This is a genomic window from Streptomyces sp. NBC_00513 (genome assembly GCF_041431415.1).
GTDB lineage: Bacteria > Actinomycetota > Actinomycetes > Streptomycetales > Streptomycetaceae > Streptomyces.
Map to the genome: position 1 here is coordinate 5,863,860 of NZ_CP107845.1, position 18,474 is coordinate 5,882,333.

An 18,474-nucleotide genomic window follows, 5' to 3' on the forward strand; every position below is an offset into this window, starting at 1 on the left:
TCCCGATCCGGGATCCCGGGACCCTTGTGGGCTTCCTGCACCCACTAGTAAAATGTCACACACCACTCTAGGGAGCTCTCATGACCCACGCGCACACCCCCGCGCCCGCCCGCACCCGCCCCTGGCACGGAATCATGGTCGCCACCGCACTGCCCCTGCGCGACGACCTGACCGTCGACCACGACGCCTACGCCGAACACGTGGCCTGGCTGATCGCCAACGGCTGCGACGGCGTCGTCCCCAACGGCTCCCTCGGGGAGTACCAGACCCTCACCGACGAGGAGCGGGCCCGGGTCGTCCGTACGGCCGTCGAGGCGGCCGGCGACGGCGAGCGGGTCATGCCCGGCGTCGCCGCCTACGGCAGCGCCGAGGCCCGCCGCTGGGCCGACCAGGCCGCCGAGGCGGGCGCGGGCTCCGTCCTGCTGCTGCCCCCCAACGCCTTCCGCGCCGACGAGCGGACCGTACGGGAGCACTACGCCCAGGTCGCCCGCGCGGGCCTGCCCGTCGTGGCCTACAACAACCCCATCGACACCAAGGTGGACCTGACCCCGGCCCTGCTGGCCCGGCTGCACGCCGACGGCAGCATCGTCGCCGTCAAGGAGTTCTCCGGCGACGTCCGCCGCGCCTACGAGATCGCGGAACTCGCCCCCGGACTCGACCTGCTCGTCGGAGCCGACGACGTGCTCCTCGAACTCGCCCTCGCCGGGGCCGTCGGCTGGATCGCCGGCTACCCCAACGCCCTGCCGCGCTCCTGCGCCACCCTCTACCGGGCCGCCGTCGCGGGTGACCTCGACACCGCGTTGCCGCTCTACAAGTCCCTGCACAGCCTGCTGCGTTGGGACTCCAAGACCGAGTTCGTCCAGGCCATCAAACTCTCCATGGACCTGGCCGGACGCCCCGGAGGCGCCACCCGCCCGCCCCGCTTCCCGCTGACCGGCGAGACCGAGGCGGCGGTCCGGGCCGCCACCGAGAAGGCCCTCGCCGAAGGCCTCAACTAGCCCCCGGAGGAGTCCACATGCGTACGCGACACATCTACCACGCGGTCGATTCGCACACCGAGGGCATGCCGACCCGGGTGATCACCGGCGGGGTCGGGGTGATCCCCGGAGCCACGATGGCGCAGAAGCGGCTGCACTTCATCGAGCACCTCGACCACGTCCGCACGCTGCTCATGTACGAGCCGCGCGGACACTCCGCGATGAGCGGCGCGATCCTCCAGCCCCCCACCCGACCCGACGCCGACTTCGGCGTGCTCTACATCGAGGTGTCGGGCCTGCTCCCCATGTGCGGACACGGCACCATCGGGGTGGCCACGGTGCTCGTCGAGACCGGCATGGTGCCGGTCGTCGAACCGGTCACCACCGTCCGCCTCGACACCCCGGCCGGGCTGGTGAGCGTGGACGTCCGGGTCGAGGACGGCGCCGCCCTGTCCGCCACCTTCACCAACGTCCCCGCCTTCGCCGTCGGCCTCGACCGCAAGGTCGAGGTCCCCGGCTTCGGCACCGTCACCCACGACCTCGCCTACGGCGGCAACTTCTACGCCTTCGTCGAACTCGACGCCCTCGGGCTGCCCTTCGACCGCGCCCACGGCGACGAACTGCTCGCCGCCGGGCTCGCCGTCATGGACGCCGTCAACGCCTCGGACGACCGGCCCGCCCACCCCGAGGACCCCTCCATCGCCGGCGTCAAACACGTCTACCTCGCCGCCCCCGGATCCGACGCCCGCCGCTCCCGCCACGCCATGGCCATCCACCCCGGCTGGTTCGACCGCTCGCCCTGCGGTACGGGCACCAGCGCGCGCATGGCCCAACTGCACGCCCGCGGCCTGCTGGAACAGGGCGCGGACTTCGTCAACGAGTCCTTCATCGGCACCGAGTTCACCGGCCGGCTGATCGGGGAGACCACCGTCGGCGGACTCCCGGCGGTCGTCCCCACCGTCACCGGCAGGGCGTGGATCACGGGCACCGCCCAGTACTTCCTCGACCCGTCCGACCCCTTCCCCGGAGGGTTCCTCCTGTGACCAACGCGCCCCGCCCGGTCCACGCCGTCGACTACCACACCGCCGGCGAACCCTTCCGCATCGTCTGCGACGGCCTCCCCCCGATCCCCGGGGACACCGTCGCCGAGCGCTGCGCCACCGCCATCGGGCCCGGCGGCTCCGGGACGGCCCCGCGCCGGGGCGCGCTGGACGACGTACGGCGTCTGCTGGTGCGGGAACCGCGCGGCCACGCGGGCATGTACGGCGGGTTCGTGGTGCCCCCGGACGACGACGGCGCCCACTTCGGGGTGCTGTTCTGGCACAAGGACGGCTACTCCACGGCCTGCGGGCACGGCGCCATGGCCCTCGGCGCCTGGGCCGTCGACAGCGGCCGGGTCCCCGCCCCGGACACCGGTGACGCACAGGTCCGCATCGACGTGCCCTCCGGACGGGTCGCCGTCACCGTGCACCGCGAGGCGGCCCGCACCACCGGGATCACCTTCCGCAACGTCCCGGCCCGGATCGGCGCCCGCAAGGTCCCGGTGGCCACCACCCTGGGCCCGGTCGAGGTGGACCTCGCGCACGCCGGCGCCTGCTACGCCACCGTCCGGGCGCGCGACCTCGGGCTGGACGTCTCCCGCGCGGCGCTGCCCGAACTGGTCCGCGCCGGGCGGGAGATCAGAGCCGCCCTCGCCGGCCACCCCGGTACCTGGCACCCCGACGGACCGCTCCTCTCCGGGGTGTACGGGGTGATCCTCCACGAGGAGCTGCCCGACACCCCCCGCGGGCCGCACCAGCGCAACGTCACCGTCTTCGCCGACGGGCAGGTCGACCGCTCGCCCTGCGGCTCCGGGACCTCGGCCCGGCTCGCGCTGCTGGCCGAGGACGGGCGGCTGGGCCCGGGGGAGGAACTGCTCCACGAATCGGTCCTGGGAACGCTGTTCACCGGCCGGCTGCTGCCCGGTACCGCCCCCGACGCCCCGGTCACCGAGGTCACCGGCACCGCCCACCGCACCGGCGAGCACACCTTCACCGTCGACCCGCACGACGACCTGGGTACCGGGTTCCTGCTGTGATCCCCCAGTGGTCCGCCGCGCGGATGGCCGCGCTCCTCACCCCGACCGGGGCGGCCGACGCCCTCGCCGACGCGCTGCGGGCCGGGCTCGACCCCGAGGCCTGCCCGCCCCGCACCGCCCTGCCCGTGCCCGGCGGGGAACTGCTGCTGATGCCGGCCGCGTTCGGGGGGTACGCCGGCGTGAAGGTCGCCGGGGTGGCCCCCGGGAACCCCGCGCGCGGCCTGCCCCGGATCACCGGCTCGTACCTGCTCCTCGACGGGCCCACACTGAGCCCGCTCGCCCTCTTCGACGGGGCCGCGCTGACCGCCCTGCGCACCCCGGCGGTGTCGGCGCTCGCGCTGCGATACCTGGCCCGGGGGGAGAGGCCACCGAGCATGGTCCTCTTCGGGTCGGGTCCGCAGGCGTACGGACACCTCGAAGCCGTCCTCGCCGAGCGGGGGACGGCGGACGTCGTGGTGGTGGCCCGCGACCCGGCCGGCGCCGCGAAACTGGTCGCGCACGCCCGCTCCCTCGGGGTCACGGCCCGGCCGGGCACGGCGTCCGCGGTGGCGGAGGCCGACCTGATCGTCTGCTGCACCACGGCCCGCGCACCCCTCTTCGACGGCCGGCTCGTCGCCCCGGGCGCCACCGTCGTCGCCGTGGGCTCCCACGAACCGGACGCCCGGGAGACCGACAGCGCCCTGGTACGGCGCGCGGTCGTGTACGTGGAATCGCGCGCGGCGGCCCTGCGCGAGGCGGGGGACCTGCTGATCCCGGAGGCGGAAGGCCTCCTGGGGCCCGGCCACGTCGCGGGCACCCTGGCCGACCTGGTCGCGGGACGCGTCCCGCCGCCGGGGCGGGCGGACGCTCCGCGACTCTTCAAGAGCGTGGGCATGGCCTGGGAGGATCTCGCCGTGGCGGTCGCCCTGTTCCGGGCCGCCGGGGCGAGTGGCGCAACGTGACATTGTACGCTGGCCTCTGCTCGCCGCTGGTGTAGTGGTCTCGGAGGAAACGCAATGGGTGACCTGAAGCAGCACAGTCTCATCAAGGCCCAGGAACGACTTCGGGACCAGGTCGGCCATGCCCTGCGAGCAGCCCTGATAGCGGGTGAACTGCGCCCCGGGAGCGTGTACTCCGCCCCCGGCCTCGCCGCCGAGCTGGGCGTCTCGGCCACCCCGGTGCGCGAGGCCATGCTCGACCTGGCCCGCGAGGGGCTGGTGGAACCGGTCCGCAACAAGGGCTTCCGGATCACCGAGGTCAGCGAACGCGACCTCGACCAGTACACCGAACTCCGCACGATGATCGAGGTGCCGACCATCGGCCGGATCACCGAGATCGCCACCGCCGAGCAGCTGGAGGCGCTGCGCCCCGTCGCGTTGGAGATCGTCACCAGCGCCCGGGAGCACAACCTCATCGGCTACCTGGAGGCGGACCGTCGCTTCCACCTGGGTCTGCTGGCCCTCTCCGGCAACGACCGCCTCGTCGAGACGGTCGGTGACCTGCGCAAGCGCTCCCGGCTCTACGGCCTGACCGGCCTGGACGAGGCCGGGAAGCTGGTGTCCTCCGCCGAGGAACACATCGAGCTGCTCGACCTCATGATCAGCGGCGACGCCGAGGCCGCCCAGGCGTGCATGGTCCGCCACCTCGGCCACGTGCGTTCCCTCTGGGCGCAGGGCCGCGACGAGCCGGTGGGACGCACGCCGGGCCGGCTCGGCTCCGGCGTCTGAGGCGGCCCCGCGCGGGCCGGTGCTCCCGGCCCGTCGGGGTCAGAGGCGTGAGCCGCCGCCGGTGACCCGGCTCCACAGGGAGCGGGTGGCACCGAAGCCGCTCTCGTGTGCCCAGACGTGGGTGCAGGCCGGGCACTGGAGGTGGAGCAGGCTCCCGTTGTTGGAGAGCAGGTAGCGCCAGTGGGCGGAACACGTCCGCCGCTCCCCGCACGGCGCGCAGTCGCGGTCGTCCGCGCAGCTCGGGCAGGGCACCCAGGCGCGGCGTCCGGGATCCGCCTGCGGGTCAAGCGGAAGCACGGCCGCCCCCGCGCGGGGAGAGCACGCCGGCGGCGACGAGCCGGTCGTGCACGCGCTGCTGCTCCTCGTCGAGGCCGGAGTACAGCAGGTCGTACGCCGCCTCCTCGCCGCGGAGCACCTCGACGGGATCCCAGTCGTCGCCGAGGGCGTCCAGGACGTGGGCCCGCCGGAGCACCTCGTGCGCGGTGAGGTCGACGTCGAATCCGACGAGCGCCGGGTCGGTCGGGCCGGTGGTGGGGGTGGGGTCATGTGGGGGCATACATTCGAACTTAGGTAACCCTTCCTTCTCACGGCAAGAGGGGGTGGGGCATGTCACAGCGGGTCGGCGGCACCCTCGGAGGGCCTGTCGTCGACGTCCTTTGAACACGGCTGGGTAACGGCGTGACCGAACCCTTGTCAGTGCAATTTCACATTACTATGTTACCGGTCACATCGTAGAGAGTGCCCCTCACTGGAGTGACCCATGACCAAGCGCACCCAACTCGCCCTCGCCACCGCTCTGGTGGCGGCACTCGCCGTCGGCGCCTCGGGTTGCTCCGACGCCGGCGGCAAGGGCTCCGCCGGCGGCCCCGCCGCCAACCCCGCCGCGGCCAACGAGGGCAAGACGCTCGGCGGCACCCCGACCAAGGGCGGCACCCTGACCGTCCTGTCCAACCAGGACTTCTCCCACCTCGACCCGGCCCGCAACTGGACGATGCCGACCATGGACTTCGGGACCCGCCTGCTCTACCGCACGCTCGTCACCTTCAAGGCCGAACCGGGCAAGGCCGGCAGCGAGTTGGTGCCCGACCTCGCGACCGATCTCGGCACCCCGTCCGACGGCGGCAGAACCTGGACCTTCACCCTCAAGGAAGGCGTGAAGTACGAGGACGGAACGCCCGTCCGCGCCCAGGACGTCAAGTACAACGTCGAGCGCTCCTTCGCCCCCGACCTGACCGGTGGACCCGACTACGCCGCCCAGTACCTGGCCGGCGGCGAGAGCTACAAGGGCCCGCTCCAAGGGCAACACCTCGACTCGATCAAGACGCCCGACGACCGCACGATCGTCTTCCGACTCAAGCGCCCGGTCGCCGACTTCTCCGCCACCGCCACCCTGCCGACCTTCGCGCCGGTCCCGCAGTCCAAGGAGACGGGCACCCGCTACGACGCCCGCCCCTTCTCCTCCGGCCCCTACAAGATCGAGTCCTACGACCGGGACAAGAAGCTGGTCCTGGTCCGCAACGAGCACTGGGACGCCCGCACCGACACCGTCCGCAAGGCCTACCCCGACCGCTTCGTCGTCGTGATGGGCCTCAAGGGCGGCCAGATCGACGACCGCATCATCGCCGGGGAGGGCGCGGACGCCTCCGCCGTCCAGTACTCCGACATGCGGCCCGAGAGCGCACCGAAGGTCCTGCCCAAGGCGGACGTCAAGGCCCGACTGCTCGCCGAGTCCCAGGGCTGTACGGAGATGCTCCACCTCAACAACTCCCGCGCCCCCTTCGACGACCCCCGGGTCCGCGAGGCCATGCAGTACGCGGTCGACAAGGAGGCCGTGGTCACGGCCGGAGGTGGCCCCGCCCTCAACGAGGTGGCCACCGCCTACCTGCCCCCGGCCCTCTCCGGCGGCCGACAGGCCGACACCCTCAAGATCCCGCCCGCCGGCGACCCGGCCAAGGCCAAGGAACTCCTCAAGGCCGCGGGCAAGGAGAAGCTGAAGGTGTCCTTCGCCGTCTCCACCGGTGACAAGGGCAAGGCCGAGGCCATCCAACAGGGCTTGGCCCGGGCGGGCGTCGAGGTCGTCATCGACACGATCGACCCCGGCGCCTACTACGACGTCATCGGCGACCTCTCCACCACCCCCGACATGACCCTCGCGGGCTGGTGTCCCGACTACCCCTCCGGTTCCACCTGGATCCCCTTCGTCTTCGACGGGCGCACCGTCAAGGAGAAGGGCAACCAGGGCAACTACAGCCAGTTCCGCGACGAGGCGACGACGAAGCGGATCGACGAGATCAACGCCATGGCCGACGCCGGGCAGGCCGAACGGGCCTGGATCGCGCTCGACGCGGAGATCATGAAGAAGTCCCCCTCCGTCCCGGTCCTGCTGGAACGCAAGCCCCTGCTCATCGGCACCAACATCGCGGGCGCCTTCGGCCACCCGGTGTGGACCGGCACCGTCGACTACGCCGCGATCGGTCTCAAGGACCCGTCGAAGAGCCGGGGTTGAGGCCCGACGGACACCCGGAAGCCCGTCGAGCCATGACCGACAACCGAGTCGCCGCATCCCAACGCGCCGACCATCAACGCGCCGACCAGCAGACCGCCGACCACCAGCCCGCCGCATCCCGACCCGCCGCGGCCGAGGCGACTGCCGCCCCGGCCAGGGACGTTCCCCCGGGCAGCAGCCCCTGGCAGCTCGCCCGCCGTGAACTCCGTCGTCGCCCCACCGTCCGCGTCAGCCTCTGCGTCGTCCTCCTCTTCGTCCTGATGGCCGTCGGAGCCCCCTGGCTGGGCTCGCTCGGCGGCTGGTCCCCGAACGAGTTCGACAAGTCCGCCATCGACCCCTACCTCGCGGGCCAACCCCTCGGCTCCTTCGGGGGGATCGGCTCCGCGCACTGGCTGGGCGTCGAACCCGTCACCGGCCGCGACCTGTTCGCCCGCGTCGTGGCCGGCGCCCAGGTCTCCCTCCTGATCGCCTTCGCCGCCACCGCCATCGTGGTGGCCGTCGGCACGGCCGCCGGGATCGCCGCCGGCTACTTCGGCGGCCGCGTCGACGCGGTGCTCTCCCGCCTGATGGACCTCACCATGTCCTTCCCGTCCCTGATCTTCATGATCGCCATGCTCTCGGTGGCCAAGGACGTCAACCGGATCGTGCTCATGACCGCCGTCATCGGCCTCTTCGGCTGGCCCGGCGTCGCCCGCGTGGTCCGGGGCCAGACCCTCTCCCTCAAGCACCGCGAGTACGTGGACGCCGCCCGCGTCGCCGGCGCCGGCTCCTGGCGCATCCTGACCCGCGACGTCCTCCCGGGCGTAGCCGGGCCGGTGATCGCCTACACCACCCTGCTGATCCCCGGAATGATCAGCACCGAGGCCGCCCTCAGCTACCTCGGTGTCGGGGTCCGCCCGCCCACCCCGTCCTGGGGCCAGATGATCGCCGAGTCCGTGGCCTACTACGAGACCGACCCCGTGTACTTCGTCATCCCGAGCGTCTTCCTCTTCCTCGCGGTCCTCGCCTTCACCCTGCTCGGCGACGCGCTGCGCGACATCCTCGACCCGAGGGGCGGGCGGACGTGATCCTCTACCTGGCCCGCCGGCTGCTCGCCCTCGCGGGCGTGCTCCTCGCCATCGCCGCCGTCACCTTCGTCATCTTCCAGGTCCTGCCCTCCGACCCGGCCGCCGCGGCCTGCGGCAAGACCTGCGGTCCCGAACGACTCGCCGACGTCCGCGAGTACCTCGGTCTCGACCAGCCCCTCTGGAGCCGGTTCGTCCACTTCCTCACCGGCATCTTCACCGGCCGCACCCTCGGCACCGGCCAGTACGCCGTCCGGTGCGACTTCCCCTGCCTGGGCTACTCCTACGAGAACTCCCTGCCCGTCTGGGACCTGCTGATGGACCGGCTCCCCGTCTCCGCCTCCCTCGCCGTCGGCGCGGCCGTCCTGTGGCTGGTCCTCGGTCTCGGCGCCGGGGTCACCGCCGCCCTGCGCAAGGACACCGCCACCGACAGGACGCTCATGGTCGGCGCCGTCGCCGCCGCCTCACTGCCCGTCTACTTCACCTCGGTGATGCTGATCTTCGGGGTCATCCGCGTCGCGGGACTGCTGCCCTACCCGACCTACCGGGCCCTCGCCGACGACCCGCTCGGCTGGGCCTCCAACCTGCTCCTGCCCTGGACCGCGCTCGCCCTGCTCTACGCAGCCATGTACGCCCGCCAGAGCCGGGGTTCGATGATCGAGGCGATGGCCGAGCCGTACATCCGCACCGCCCGCGCCAAGGGGATGCCCGAACGCACCGTCGTGGTCAAACACGGGCTGCGCTCCGGCATGACACCCATCCTCACCATCTTCGGCATGGACCTCGGCGGGCTCCTCGCCGGCGCCGTCATCACCGAGTCCATCTTCGGACTCCCCGGTGTCGGGCGGCTGTTCTACGGGGCGCTCGTCAGCTCCGACCAACCCGTGGTCCTCGGAGTCACCCTGCTCGCCGCCTTCTTCATCGTCCTCGCCAATCTCGCCGTGGACCTCCTGTACGCCGTCGTCGACCCGAGGGTGAGGTACTGATGGACGCCCCCGCACCACCGCCACCCCTGCTCGAAGTCCGCGACCTGCGCGTCACGTTCACCACCCCGCGCGGGGTCGTACGGGCCGTCGACTCGCTCGGCTTCACCGTCGAGGCCGGCCGCACGCTCGGAATCGTCGGGGAATCGGGCTCGGGCAAGTCCGTCACCTCGCTCGCCGTCATGGGTCTGCACCGCGGCGCCGAGGTCGGCGGTTCCGTCGCCCTCGACGGGGAGGAGCTCACCGGGATGTCCGAGAAACGGCTGTCCCGGATCCGCGGCCGTCGGATGGCCATGATCTTCCAGGATCCGCTGAGCAGCCTGCACCCCTACTACACCGTCGGTGAGCAGATCGCCGAGCACGTCCGCGTGCACCTGCGGTCCGGGCGGGCCGCCGCCCGCAAACGGGCGGTCGACATGCTCGGCGAGGTCGGCATCCCCGAACCGGCCCAGCGGGCGGGGGAGTACCCGCACCAGTTCTCCGGAGGCATGCGTCAGCGTGCCATGATCGCGATGGCCCTGGCCTGCGAACCGGACCTGCTGATCGCCGACGAGCCGACGACCGCGCTCGACGTCACGGTGCAGGCCCAGATCCTGGAGCTGATCGCCCGGCTCCAACAGGACCGGGGCCTCGGCGTCGTGATGATCACCCACGACCTGGGGGTGGTGGCCCGCGTCGCCCACGAGGTGCTCGTCATGTACGGCGGCCGGGTCGCCGAACGAGCGGACGTGGACGCGCTGTTCGCGGACCCCGCCCACCCCTACACCCGCGGGCTGCTGGACTCGCTGCCCCGGCTCGACGACCCGGACGACGCCCCGCTGCGGGCCATCGCCGGCTCCCCGCCCTCGCCGGCGCACCCGACGCCGGGCTGTGCCTTCGCGCCGCGCTGCCCGATGGCCACCGCGCTGTGCACGGACGTACGACCGGAACTCGTGCCCCACGCCGGCGGGCGGACGGTGGCCTGCCACCACCCCGGGACCCGGTACGCGAAGGAGGTGGCCTGATGGCCACGCCCACCACCGAGCCCACCTCGGCGGACACCGCCGCGGACACCCTGTTGTCCGTACGCGACCTGACCATGACCTTCCCCGGCAGGCGGTCGGTGACCGGGCGTCGGGGGGCGCCCGTGCGCGCCGTCGACGGGGTCTCCTTCGACCTGGCGGCGGGCGAGACCCTCGGGTTGGTCGGGGAGTCGGGCTGCGGGAAGTCCACCACCGGCCGGATGCTCGTACGGCTGCTGGAGCCCACCTCCGGCAGTGTCACCTTCGACGGACGGGACATCAGCCGGCTCTCCCAGGGCGCCCTTCGGCCCCTGCGGCGCGACCTCCAGATGGTGTTCCAGGATCCGCACTCCTCCCTCAACCCCCGCCAGACGGTGGCCCGGATCATCTCCGACCCGCTGCTCGTGCAGGGCTGGTCGGCGGCCGACGCCCGGCGCAGGGCGGTCGAGCTGATGGAACTGGTCGGCCTCGTCCCCGAACACGTCGACCGCTACCCGCACGAGTTCTCCGGCGGTCAGGCCCAACGCGTCGGTATCGCGCGCTCGTTGGCCACCGGACCCCGGTTGGTCATCGCGGACGAGCCCGTGTCCGCCCTGGACGTCTCCGTACAGGCCCAGATCGTCAACCTGTTGGAGCGGCTGCGCACGGAACTGGGCCTGGCGTACGTGTTCATCGCCCACGACCTCTCCGTCGTCAAGCGGATCAGCGACCGGGTCGCCGTCATGTACCTGGGCCGGATCGTGGAGATCGGCGACAAACGCGCCCTGTACGAGAACCCCCAACACCCCTACACCCGGGCCCTGCTGTCCGCGGTGCCGCTGCCGGACCCGGCCGCCGAGCGGCGGCGCGAGCGGATCGTGCTGCTCGGCGACCCCCCGAGCCCGGCCGCCCCGCCACCCGGCTGCGCCTTCCACCCGAGGTGCCCGAAGGCGCGGGAGATCTGCCGCGCGGAGCGGCCCGTGCTCCGGTCCGCCGCCTCGCGAGAGGTGGCCTGTCACTTCCCGGGTGACTGACGGGGATCCCAGGGAAGGGAGAACGAGGGGCCCCGGAGCCGACACGATCGGCTCCGGGGCCCTTCGCCCGTCACGGTCCCGCAGCCGGCGGCCCGGTCGTCAGGGCCGCAACTCGGCTCGGAAGAAGGCCAGTTCCTGCGCCATCACCTTCTCCCTGACGCCTCCGGGGGTCATGTGGGTGACTCCCGGCAGCGCGAGCAGCCGGTGCGGGCGCCCCGCGTCCGTCAGGGCCCGGGACAGGCGCAGCGTGTGGGACGGGTGGACGTTGTCGTCGGCCAGGCCGGTGATCAGCAGCAGCGGACGCCTCAGCCCGGGGGCGTCCGCGATCAGCGCATCGCGCTCGTACGCCTGCGGGTGGTCCCGGGGAAGCCCCAGGTAGCGCTCGGTGTACGCCGTGTCGTAGTGCCGGAAGTCGGTGGGGGCGGCCCCGGCGGCGGCCGCGTGGAAGACGTCCGGGCGGCGCAGCACCGCGAGGGCGGAGAGGTAGCCGCCGAAGGACCAGCCGCGGATCCCGACCCGGGTCGGGTCGAGGTCGCGGTGGCGTGCGCCGAGGGCCCGCAGGGCCGCGACCTGGTCGTCGAGGACGACCCGGGAGAACCCACCCTGTACGGCGTGGGTGTGGGTGGGCGAGACGTACGCGGTGCCCCTGTTGTCGATGGTGACCACCGCGAAGCCCTGGTCGGCCCACCACTGCCGGTGCTGCCAGCGCCGGGGCTCCGCGCTCACGTCCTGCATGCCGGGGCCGCCGTAGCCGTCCACGAGCACGGGCAGCCGGGTGCCGGGCACGTGGCCGCGCGGCAGGACCAGCGCGGTGGGGATGCCGTGCTCGGTGACCCGTTCCAACAGCGGGACCACCCGGTGGGGCAGTGGCGCGGACAGGTCGCCCGGGGTGAACTCCCGCCCGTCCGCGGTGCGCAGGGTCCGGCGGATCCCGTCGGCGTCGGCGGAGGTGAGCAGCAGGGCGCCGGCGGACGCCTGGACGCAGTGCACCCCGGGCCCGTCCGCGACCGCGCTCACCTCGCCCGTCGCGGGATCGAGCAGCAGCACCCGCTGTTCGGCGGGGTCCTGCCCGCCGGCCTCGATCAGCAGCCGGTCCCGGTGGACTCCGGCCACCCGGCGGACCTGGAGGTCGTCGCCGGTGAGGAGCCTTCCGTCGAGGGCGAGCGCGCGGGCGCGCCCGCCGGGGGTGTCGGCGGCGGTCAGCATCCGCCCGTCGGGCAGCCGGTCGGGCGTGCCGGGCAGCATGGGGTCCACCCACAGCGGGTGAGTGGTGCGGGACAGCTCGCGGGTACGGCCGGTCACCGGGTCCGCGCCGAGCAGCAGGACCTCGCGCTGGAGCCGGTCCTGGACGGTCAGCAGGATCTCCTCGGGCGACTCCCAGTCGGCGTCCGAGACGTACGGGTACGCGGCGGCGTCCCAGTCGAGCCGGACGCGCCCGCCGTCCGGCCGGAGCACCCACAGCCCGACGTCCGCGTTGGGGCCGCCGGCCTCGGGGTACGCGAAGTCCTCGGGCGGCAGTTCCGGGTGCTCCGGGTCGGTGAACCAGCGCCTCGGGAGCGCGGACTCGTCGACCCGGGAGGCGAGCAGGGTGACCCCGTCGGGTGACCACCAGTGCCCCCGGGACCGGCCGAGCTCCTCGGCGGCGGCGAACTCGGCCACCCCCCAGCGGGCGCCGTCGTCGGGGCTGACCCGGCCGCCGGGGGTGACGTACAGGGCGTCCTCGGTGACGTACGCGATCCGGGAGGCGTCCGTGTTCGGGCGCGGATCCCAGGCGGGTCCGGCGACGGGGAGTTCCCGCGGGCCGCCGGGCTCTGCGGCGTTCCCGTACGCGATCTCGTACAGCCGCCCGTACAGGGCGAAGACCGCGCGCAGGCCGTCCCCGGAGAGCTCGTACGAGCCGATGCCCGCGGCGACGAGCCGGGTGCGTTCGCGGAGCCGACGCTCGGCGAGGGGGAGTTCGCCCGATCCCGCGGAACCCTCGGGGGACAGGGCGCGCGGGTCGGCCAGGAGGGTCTCGGCGCCGGTGGCGCTGTCGAGGACCCACAGGCCGTCGAGGGGGTCGGTGGGTCCCGTCGAGCGGAGGAACCACAGGAGCCGGCCTTCGTCCCCGAAGGAGAACGCGCGCGGGGCGCCGTGGGTGTACCGGGCGGTGGCCGCGGAGTGCGCGAGGAAGGGATCGAGTGCCGCGAGGAGGGGATCGACTGGGAGGAAAGGATCATCCATCTCCGTAGTGTGACATGTGAAATATCACACCCGCTAGGCCGTTCGAGTGGTAGCCCCGGGCACCCGGGCTTAGCGTCGAAAAGGTGGACCCGAACCAACAGCCCGGCGACGCCGGGACCGACGGCAGGCTCCGAAGCGGGGGGCACACGCTCGCGCTGCTCGTGATCGCCTCGTGTCAACTCATGGTGGTTCTCGACATCACCATCGTGAACATCGCGCTGCCGCACATCCAGACGGCCCTCGGCTTCTCCACCGAGAGCCTGTCGTGGGTCGTCAACGCCTACACGCTGACCTTCGGCGGACTGCTGCTCCTCGGCGGACGCGCGGGCGACATCCTCGGCCGCCGACGCGTGTTCATGTTCGGCGTGCTGCTCTTCGGCCTGGCCTCGCTGATGGGCGGATTCGCCCAGAACGCCGGGCAGTTGATGGGTGCCCGGGCCGTCCAGGGCATCGGCGCCGCCATCGCCTCCCCGACGGCCCTTGCCCTGATCACCAGTACCTTCCGGGAAGGCCCCGAACGCAACCGGGCCTTCGGCGTGTTCGCCGGCGTCTCGGCCGGCGGCGGCGCCATCGGCCTGCTGGCCGGCGGCATCCTCGTCGAATGGCTCAACTGGCGCTGGGTGCTCTTCGTCAACGTCCCCATCGCCCTGATCATCGCCGTCGTGACGCCCCGGGTCATCCGCGAGTCCGAACGCCACTCCGGCCACTTCGACCTGGCCGGCGCCCTGCTGTCGACCTTCGGCATGGTCGCGCTGGTCTACGGGTTCATCAGCGCGTCCCAGGACGGCTGGTCCGAGCCGGTGACCCTGGGTTCCTTCGGCGCGGCCGTCGTCCTGTTGACCCTGTTCATCGCCAACGAGCGCCGCTCGCCACAGCCGATCACCCCGCTGCACATGTTCGCCGACCGCAACCGGGCCGGAACCTACGCGATCATGCTCTTCTTCGCCTGCGCGATCTTCGGCATGTTCTTCTTCCTGACGCTCTACGTGCAGAACGTGCTGGGCTTCAGCCCCCTGCGGGCCGGCCTCGCCTTCCTGCCGGTCAGCGCGATGATCGCGGTGATGGCGGGCATGACCTCCCAACTCCTGCCCAAGTACGGGCCGAAGCCGTTCATGGTCACCGGCTCGCTGTCCGCGGCCGGCGGGCTGGCGTGGCTGACGCAGATCGACGTCGGCTCGACGTACCTGGGCAGCATCCTGGGCCCGATGCTCCTGTTCAGCGCGGGCATGGGCATGCAGTTCGTCTCCCTCACGCTGATGGCGCTCTCCAACGTCCCCAACCGGGAGTCGGGCGCCGCCTCCGGACTGCTGAACGCCATGCAGCAGGTGGGCGGTTCGCTGGGCCTGTCGATCCTGGTCACGGTCTTCGGCACGGCCAGCCGCAACGAGGCCAAGGACCAGGTGGGCTCCTTCCTGGGCACGGCCACCCCGGAACAGAAGGCGTTCTTCGCGCGGACGAAGCAGTTCCCGAAACCCTGGAGCGACCAGGTCCTCACCTCGGGCGTGAGCGCGGCGTTCGTGGCCGCCGCGGCCTTCACCCTGCTCACCGCGCTGATCGCGCTCTTCGTCATCCAGGTCCGCCCCTCGGACCTGGAGCGACTCCAGGGCAAACACACCCCGACGGCCGTCTGAGGGCCGCCGCCGGGGCAGCGGACGCCCCTGGCCCGAATCCGCTACCCGGCCACCCTGCGGATCCGGCAGCGCATGGGCCCCTTGGTCCGCAGCGTGATCCCGGCGCTCACCGACACCTCCTGGTCCACGGCGTCGAAGGTGTACTCCCGCAGGACCATCGCCAGCGCGAGCACCGATTCCAGCATCGAGAAGTGCTGCCCGATGCAGGCGCGCGGGCCGCCGCCGAAGGGGAACCAGGCGTAACGCGGCCGGGCGGCCTCCGCCTCCGCGGTGAAACGCTCGGGGTCGAAGCGGTCCGGGTCGGGCCAGTAGGCGGGGTGCCGGTGCGTCACCCACGGCGCGAGGATCACGTCGGCGCCCGCCGGCACCGCATGGCCCGCGACCTCGGTGGCGGCGACGGCCCGGCGGCCGATCACCGGCGCGGCGGGGTAGAGACGCATGGCCTCCTTGAGCACCCGGGTGAGGTACGGGAGCCGGTCCAGGTCGGCGGCCTCCGGCGTACGGTCGCCGAGCACGCGGGAGATCTCCTCGCGGGCCCGCGCCTGCAGATCGGGGTGGAGGGCCAGCAGGTGCAGGGCGAAGGCGAGGGAGGTGGCGGTCGTCTCGTGCCCCGCGAGCAGGAAGATCAGTACCTGGTCACGCAGTTCGCCGACGTCGAAGGCCCCGTCGTCCGAACTCTGCGCCGCGGCGAGCAGGGTCAGCAGGTCCTCCCCCTCCCCGCTCTCGCCCCCCTCCAGGCCGGCGCGCCGGCGCTCCGCGATGATCCGGTCGCAGACCCCGTACAACTCGCCCATCGCGGCGGCGGCCCTCCGGTTGCCCGGAGTGGGCCAGGTGCGCGGGATGTTGGCGGGGGAGTAGCCGCGCCTCAGCACGTACTCCGTGATGATCGGGAAGCTCCTGTCGACCACGTCGACGGTGGCGTCCACGTCCGCGCCGAACAGGATCCGGGCCACCGCGCGCAGGGCCAGGTGCGTCATCTCGTCGCAGACGTCCACGATCCCGTCGGCGGCCTCCTCCCAGGAGGTCAGCGTCGAGAGGGTCTCGGCGGCGACCGCGTGCGCGTAGCCGTCCACCCGGCGCCGGGTGAACAGTGGCTGGACCAGCCTGCGCTGTCGCAGGTAGTCCTCGTCCTGACTGGTCAGCAGGCCGTTGCCGAACGACTCCCGGACCTCCTGGTAGAAGGGGTTGTCCTTGCGGAAGTTGGCCGATTCCGACGCCAGGACCTGCTGGGCGCCCTCCGCGGAGAAGACGCAGTACAGCTCGGCGCGCAACCCGGGGGGACCGGCGGTGATCCGCACGACGTCGCCCTGTTCGCGGTGGGCGCGCAGGTAGGTGCCCAGCGAGTCCGCCTTGAGGGCCGGCAGCGACCCCAGCAGCGGGAGCCCGGAGAGCGCCGGCGGCGCCGTACCCGCCCCCGCGTCCGCACCGGTGTCCGCGATCCTGTCCGTAGCCATGGTCGGCCCCCGCCCCCTCGACGACTTCACGATCACCCGATTCTGCCGGGCCCCGGCCGTCACGGCGAGGGCCCGCACGTCATCAGGCCAGGGAGGGGTCCGCCTCTCTAGCGCTCCATGTAGACCACGGTGCCCGCCCGCCTGGCCGCGTCGATCTCCCGCAGGCGGTCGAAGTTGACGGGGGTCATGGTCGCCCGCCACTCCTCCATCGTCCGTACGCTCACCTCGGTGTGCTCCGAGGGATCGAGGACGAAGGCGCCGATCTGCTCGTCCGTGAGCGTTCCCCCGTCGAAGACGAAACCGATGTGGTTCGCCGGCCAGGTCGCGCCCTGATGGGAGATGAAGTGCGCGGCCAGCAACCGCGGCTCGCCCTCGAAGGCCATGCCGGTCTCCTCCAGGCACTCGCGCACCGCGCACTGCCAGGGCGTCTCGCCGGGATCCATGTTCCCGCCCGGCCACTGCCAGGTCTCCGTCGCGTACGTGGCCCGCAACTGGACGGGGCGGCCGGCGGTGTCGGTGAAGTAGAGACAGGCGTAACTGGTCGCCCGGGCGATGGTCTCGATGTACTCCGCGGGCGGAAGCCAGACGTTCGCCATGCGGACCCCTTTCACGGCTTGCGGCGTGGACCCCGATTGTCCCGCCCCCGCCCGCCGCGTCGGCGCCTCTCGCGAAACCGGCCACCGGTTCGGGGGACAACGGCGCAAGAACGACCGAGGCCCCCGTTCGTCCGACGAAGGAGGAACGGGGGCCTCGAACCACCGGCGTGTCCGGCGCAGTCCGCGACGGCGTAAGTGGCGACACCGTTCGCCGGCGCCACGGGGGCGCCGCCACGGCGGCTAGCAGCTCCAGCATTTCTCCTGGAACGTGGGGTCTCGGTCGGCGTGCTGGGCGAGCAACCATGCCTCACGGGCGCCCTGCTCCCCGACGAGGGACATCCCCGGCCGGCCGGCCGTGTTCGGCGATGTCGGTCTTGAGCCACGCCGTGGTGTCCTCGTCGATTCCGGGGACGTTGCCGGCTCGCGGGTTTCCTGCCGGCGCAGGCGGGCGGCCTGGTCGGCGTCGGCACGGCGGTGCAGTTCGTCGGCGAGGTCCTGGGTCACGGTGTCCTCCCGGGCGGGGTCAGATGAGGGACGGCAGGATGCCGCGGGGCCACCGGCCGAGCCAGAACGCGGTGACCGAAGGCTGGTCCTGGCCCTCGGTGGAACCGTCGTGCAGCAGGTACTCGGTGGGCGCCAGGTAGCCGTCGCCGGGGTCGAGGCGTATGCGGAGGATGCGGATGGGTCTGCCGCCGGCCGCGTAAGCGCGGTAGTCGTTGGTGTGGGGGTAGCGGTGCGCGTAGTCCTCGGGGTGTACGGACCGGCACACGGCCTGAGCGTCGATGGTTCCGAGGATGATGTACCGCGTCCCCGGGCCGAGATTCAGGCACAGCCTGCGCCGGCCGGTGTGCTTGTCGGCGAATCCGAGTTTGTCCCAGTTGTCGAGGTGGAGCCCGAGCAGGCGCCCCTGCTCGTAGTTGTCCGTGGTGGTGGTCATGTCGGGCTTGGCGAGGGCCTGCCCGAGGTACACCGCGTCCGGATCGCCCAAGGGGTGGGTGAGGTCGTCCAGAGGGAGCCCTTCCCGATGCGGTGGGCGGACGATCTCCGTCAGCGTGCTGTCCAGGGGCCTGCGTGGAGCGGAGACGGCTTTGACGTCCGCTTCGTTCATGGGGCGCCACTGCCCTGCGGGGACGACCGCGCCGGGTTCGTAGGCGGTTTCCTCGGGGCGCGTGGTCCGGACGGTGGCGATCTCGCAGCGGGCGCGGAGAGCGTCCGGGTCGCCGTAGGCGATGTGCAGGGGCAC

The 18,474-nt window shown here is 72.5% G+C and carries 17 protein-coding genes; 11 read left to right on the top strand and 6 right to left on the bottom strand.

The features are described 5' to 3' along the window. Positions 1-80: 80 nt before the first annotated feature. From OHA84_RS26990 to OHA84_RS27010, 5 genes are read left to right on the top strand one after another with little or no spacing between them, the layout of a single operon-like run. Positions 81-998, top strand: coding sequence for a dihydrodipicolinate synthase family protein (locus OHA84_RS26990; RefSeq protein WP_053684655.1), 918 nt, complete (start codon positions 81-83; stop codon positions 996-998). Positions 999-1,015: 17 nt separating this feature from the next. Further along, complete coding sequence (locus OHA84_RS26995) at positions 1,016-2,020, top strand: proline racemase family protein (protein WP_266950372.1); 1,005 nt, start codon at positions 1,016-1,018, stop codon at positions 2,018-2,020. Next, positions 2,017-3,054 (top strand): proline racemase family protein, encoded by a 1,038-nt coding sequence (locus tag OHA84_RS27000; RefSeq protein WP_053684660.1) that lies wholly within the window; start codon positions 2,017-2,019, stop codon positions 3,052-3,054. Before OHA84_RS26995 ends, OHA84_RS27000 begins: the two co-directional genes overlap by 4 nt. 23 nt (positions 3,055-3,077) lie before the next feature. After that, positions 3,078-3,995, top strand: a complete 918-nt coding sequence (locus OHA84_RS27005; protein WP_266973942.1) for an ornithine cyclodeaminase family protein — start codon at positions 3,078-3,080, stop codon at positions 3,993-3,995. 54 nt (positions 3,996-4,049) lie between these two features. Further along, complete coding sequence (locus OHA84_RS27010; RefSeq protein WP_266969389.1) at positions 4,050-4,760, top strand: GntR family transcriptional regulator; 711 nt, start codon at positions 4,050-4,052, stop codon at positions 4,758-4,760. Positions 4,761-4,799: 39 nt separating this feature from the next. On the opposite strand, the gene OHA84_RS27015 is transcribed toward OHA84_RS27010, so the two are convergent. After that, positions 4,800-5,057, bottom strand: coding sequence for a hypothetical protein (locus tag OHA84_RS27015; protein ID WP_053684663.1), 258 nt, complete (start codon positions 5,055-5,057; stop codon positions 4,800-4,802). Further along, the gene (locus OHA84_RS27020) at positions 5,044-5,316 is read right to left on the bottom strand and encodes a DUF6400 family protein (protein ID WP_053684665.1); all 273 of its coding nucleotides are present in this window, start codon (positions 5,314-5,316) and stop codon (positions 5,044-5,046) included. Before OHA84_RS27020 ends, OHA84_RS27015 begins: the two co-directional genes overlap by 14 nt. A gap of 204 nt (positions 5,317-5,520) precedes the next feature. Between OHA84_RS27020 and OHA84_RS27025 the strand changes: the two genes are divergently transcribed. The 5 genes from OHA84_RS27025 to OHA84_RS27045 are packed head-to-tail and all read left to right on the top strand — an operon-like array spanning position 5,521 to position 11,327. Further along, positions 5,521-7,266: an ABC transporter substrate-binding protein gene (locus OHA84_RS27025; protein WP_053684667.1), complete on the top strand. Its 1,746-nt coding sequence runs from the start codon at positions 5,521-5,523 to the stop codon at positions 7,264-7,266. Between the two features lie 32 nt (positions 7,267-7,298). Further along, entirely contained in the window at positions 7,299-8,333 is a 1,035-nt protein-coding gene (locus OHA84_RS27030; RefSeq protein ID WP_266969387.1) for an ABC transporter permease, read from the top strand. Beyond that, positions 8,330-9,316: an ABC transporter permease gene (locus OHA84_RS27035; protein ID WP_266950377.1), complete on the top strand. Its 987-nt coding sequence runs from the start codon at positions 8,330-8,332 to the stop codon at positions 9,314-9,316. Before OHA84_RS27030 ends, OHA84_RS27035 begins: the two co-directional genes overlap by 4 nt. Then, positions 9,316-10,317, top strand: coding sequence for an ABC transporter ATP-binding protein (locus tag OHA84_RS27040; RefSeq protein WP_266969385.1), 1,002 nt, complete (start codon positions 9,316-9,318; stop codon positions 10,315-10,317). Before OHA84_RS27035 ends, OHA84_RS27040 begins: the two co-directional genes overlap by 1 nt. After that, positions 10,317-11,327 carry an oligopeptide/dipeptide ABC transporter ATP-binding protein gene (locus tag OHA84_RS27045; protein ID WP_323181880.1) on the top strand — a complete coding sequence of 337 codons (1,011 nt, stop codon included), beginning with the start codon at positions 10,317-10,319 and terminating at the stop codon, positions 11,325-11,327. The genes OHA84_RS27040 and OHA84_RS27045 overlap by 1 nt, the downstream gene beginning before the upstream one ends. A 99-nt stretch (positions 11,328-11,426) precedes the next feature. Here OHA84_RS27045 and OHA84_RS27050 read toward each other — a convergent pair whose 3' ends face one another. Beyond that, a complete protein-coding gene (locus tag OHA84_RS27050; protein ID WP_266969384.1) occupies positions 11,427-13,550 on the bottom strand; it encodes a prolyl oligopeptidase family serine peptidase in 2,124 nt (707 codons plus the stop codon). A 182-nt stretch (positions 13,551-13,732) separates the two neighbouring features. On the opposite strand from OHA84_RS27050, the gene OHA84_RS27055 reads away from it, so the two are divergent. Beyond that, positions 13,733-15,181, top strand: a complete 1,449-nt coding sequence (locus OHA84_RS27055; RefSeq protein WP_266973938.1) for an MFS transporter — start codon at positions 13,733-13,735, stop codon at positions 15,179-15,181. 41 nt (positions 15,182-15,222) lie between these two features. Here OHA84_RS27055 and OHA84_RS27060 read toward each other — a convergent pair whose 3' ends face one another. From OHA84_RS27060 to OHA84_RS27070, 3 genes are all read right to left on the bottom strand, one after another. After that, entirely contained in the window at positions 15,223-16,635 is a 1,413-nt protein-coding gene (locus tag OHA84_RS27060) for a cytochrome P450 (RefSeq protein WP_266969383.1), read from the bottom strand. A 107-nt stretch (positions 16,636-16,742) separates the two neighbouring features. Continuing rightward, positions 16,743-17,231: an NUDIX domain-containing protein gene (locus OHA84_RS27065; protein WP_053684677.1), complete on the bottom strand. Its 489-nt coding sequence runs from the start codon at positions 17,229-17,231 to the stop codon at positions 16,743-16,745. A 523-nt stretch (positions 17,232-17,754) separates the two neighbouring features. Further along, positions 17,755-18,474: a hypothetical protein gene (locus OHA84_RS27070; protein WP_266969382.1), complete on the bottom strand. Its 720-nt coding sequence runs from the start codon at positions 18,472-18,474 to the stop codon at positions 17,755-17,757.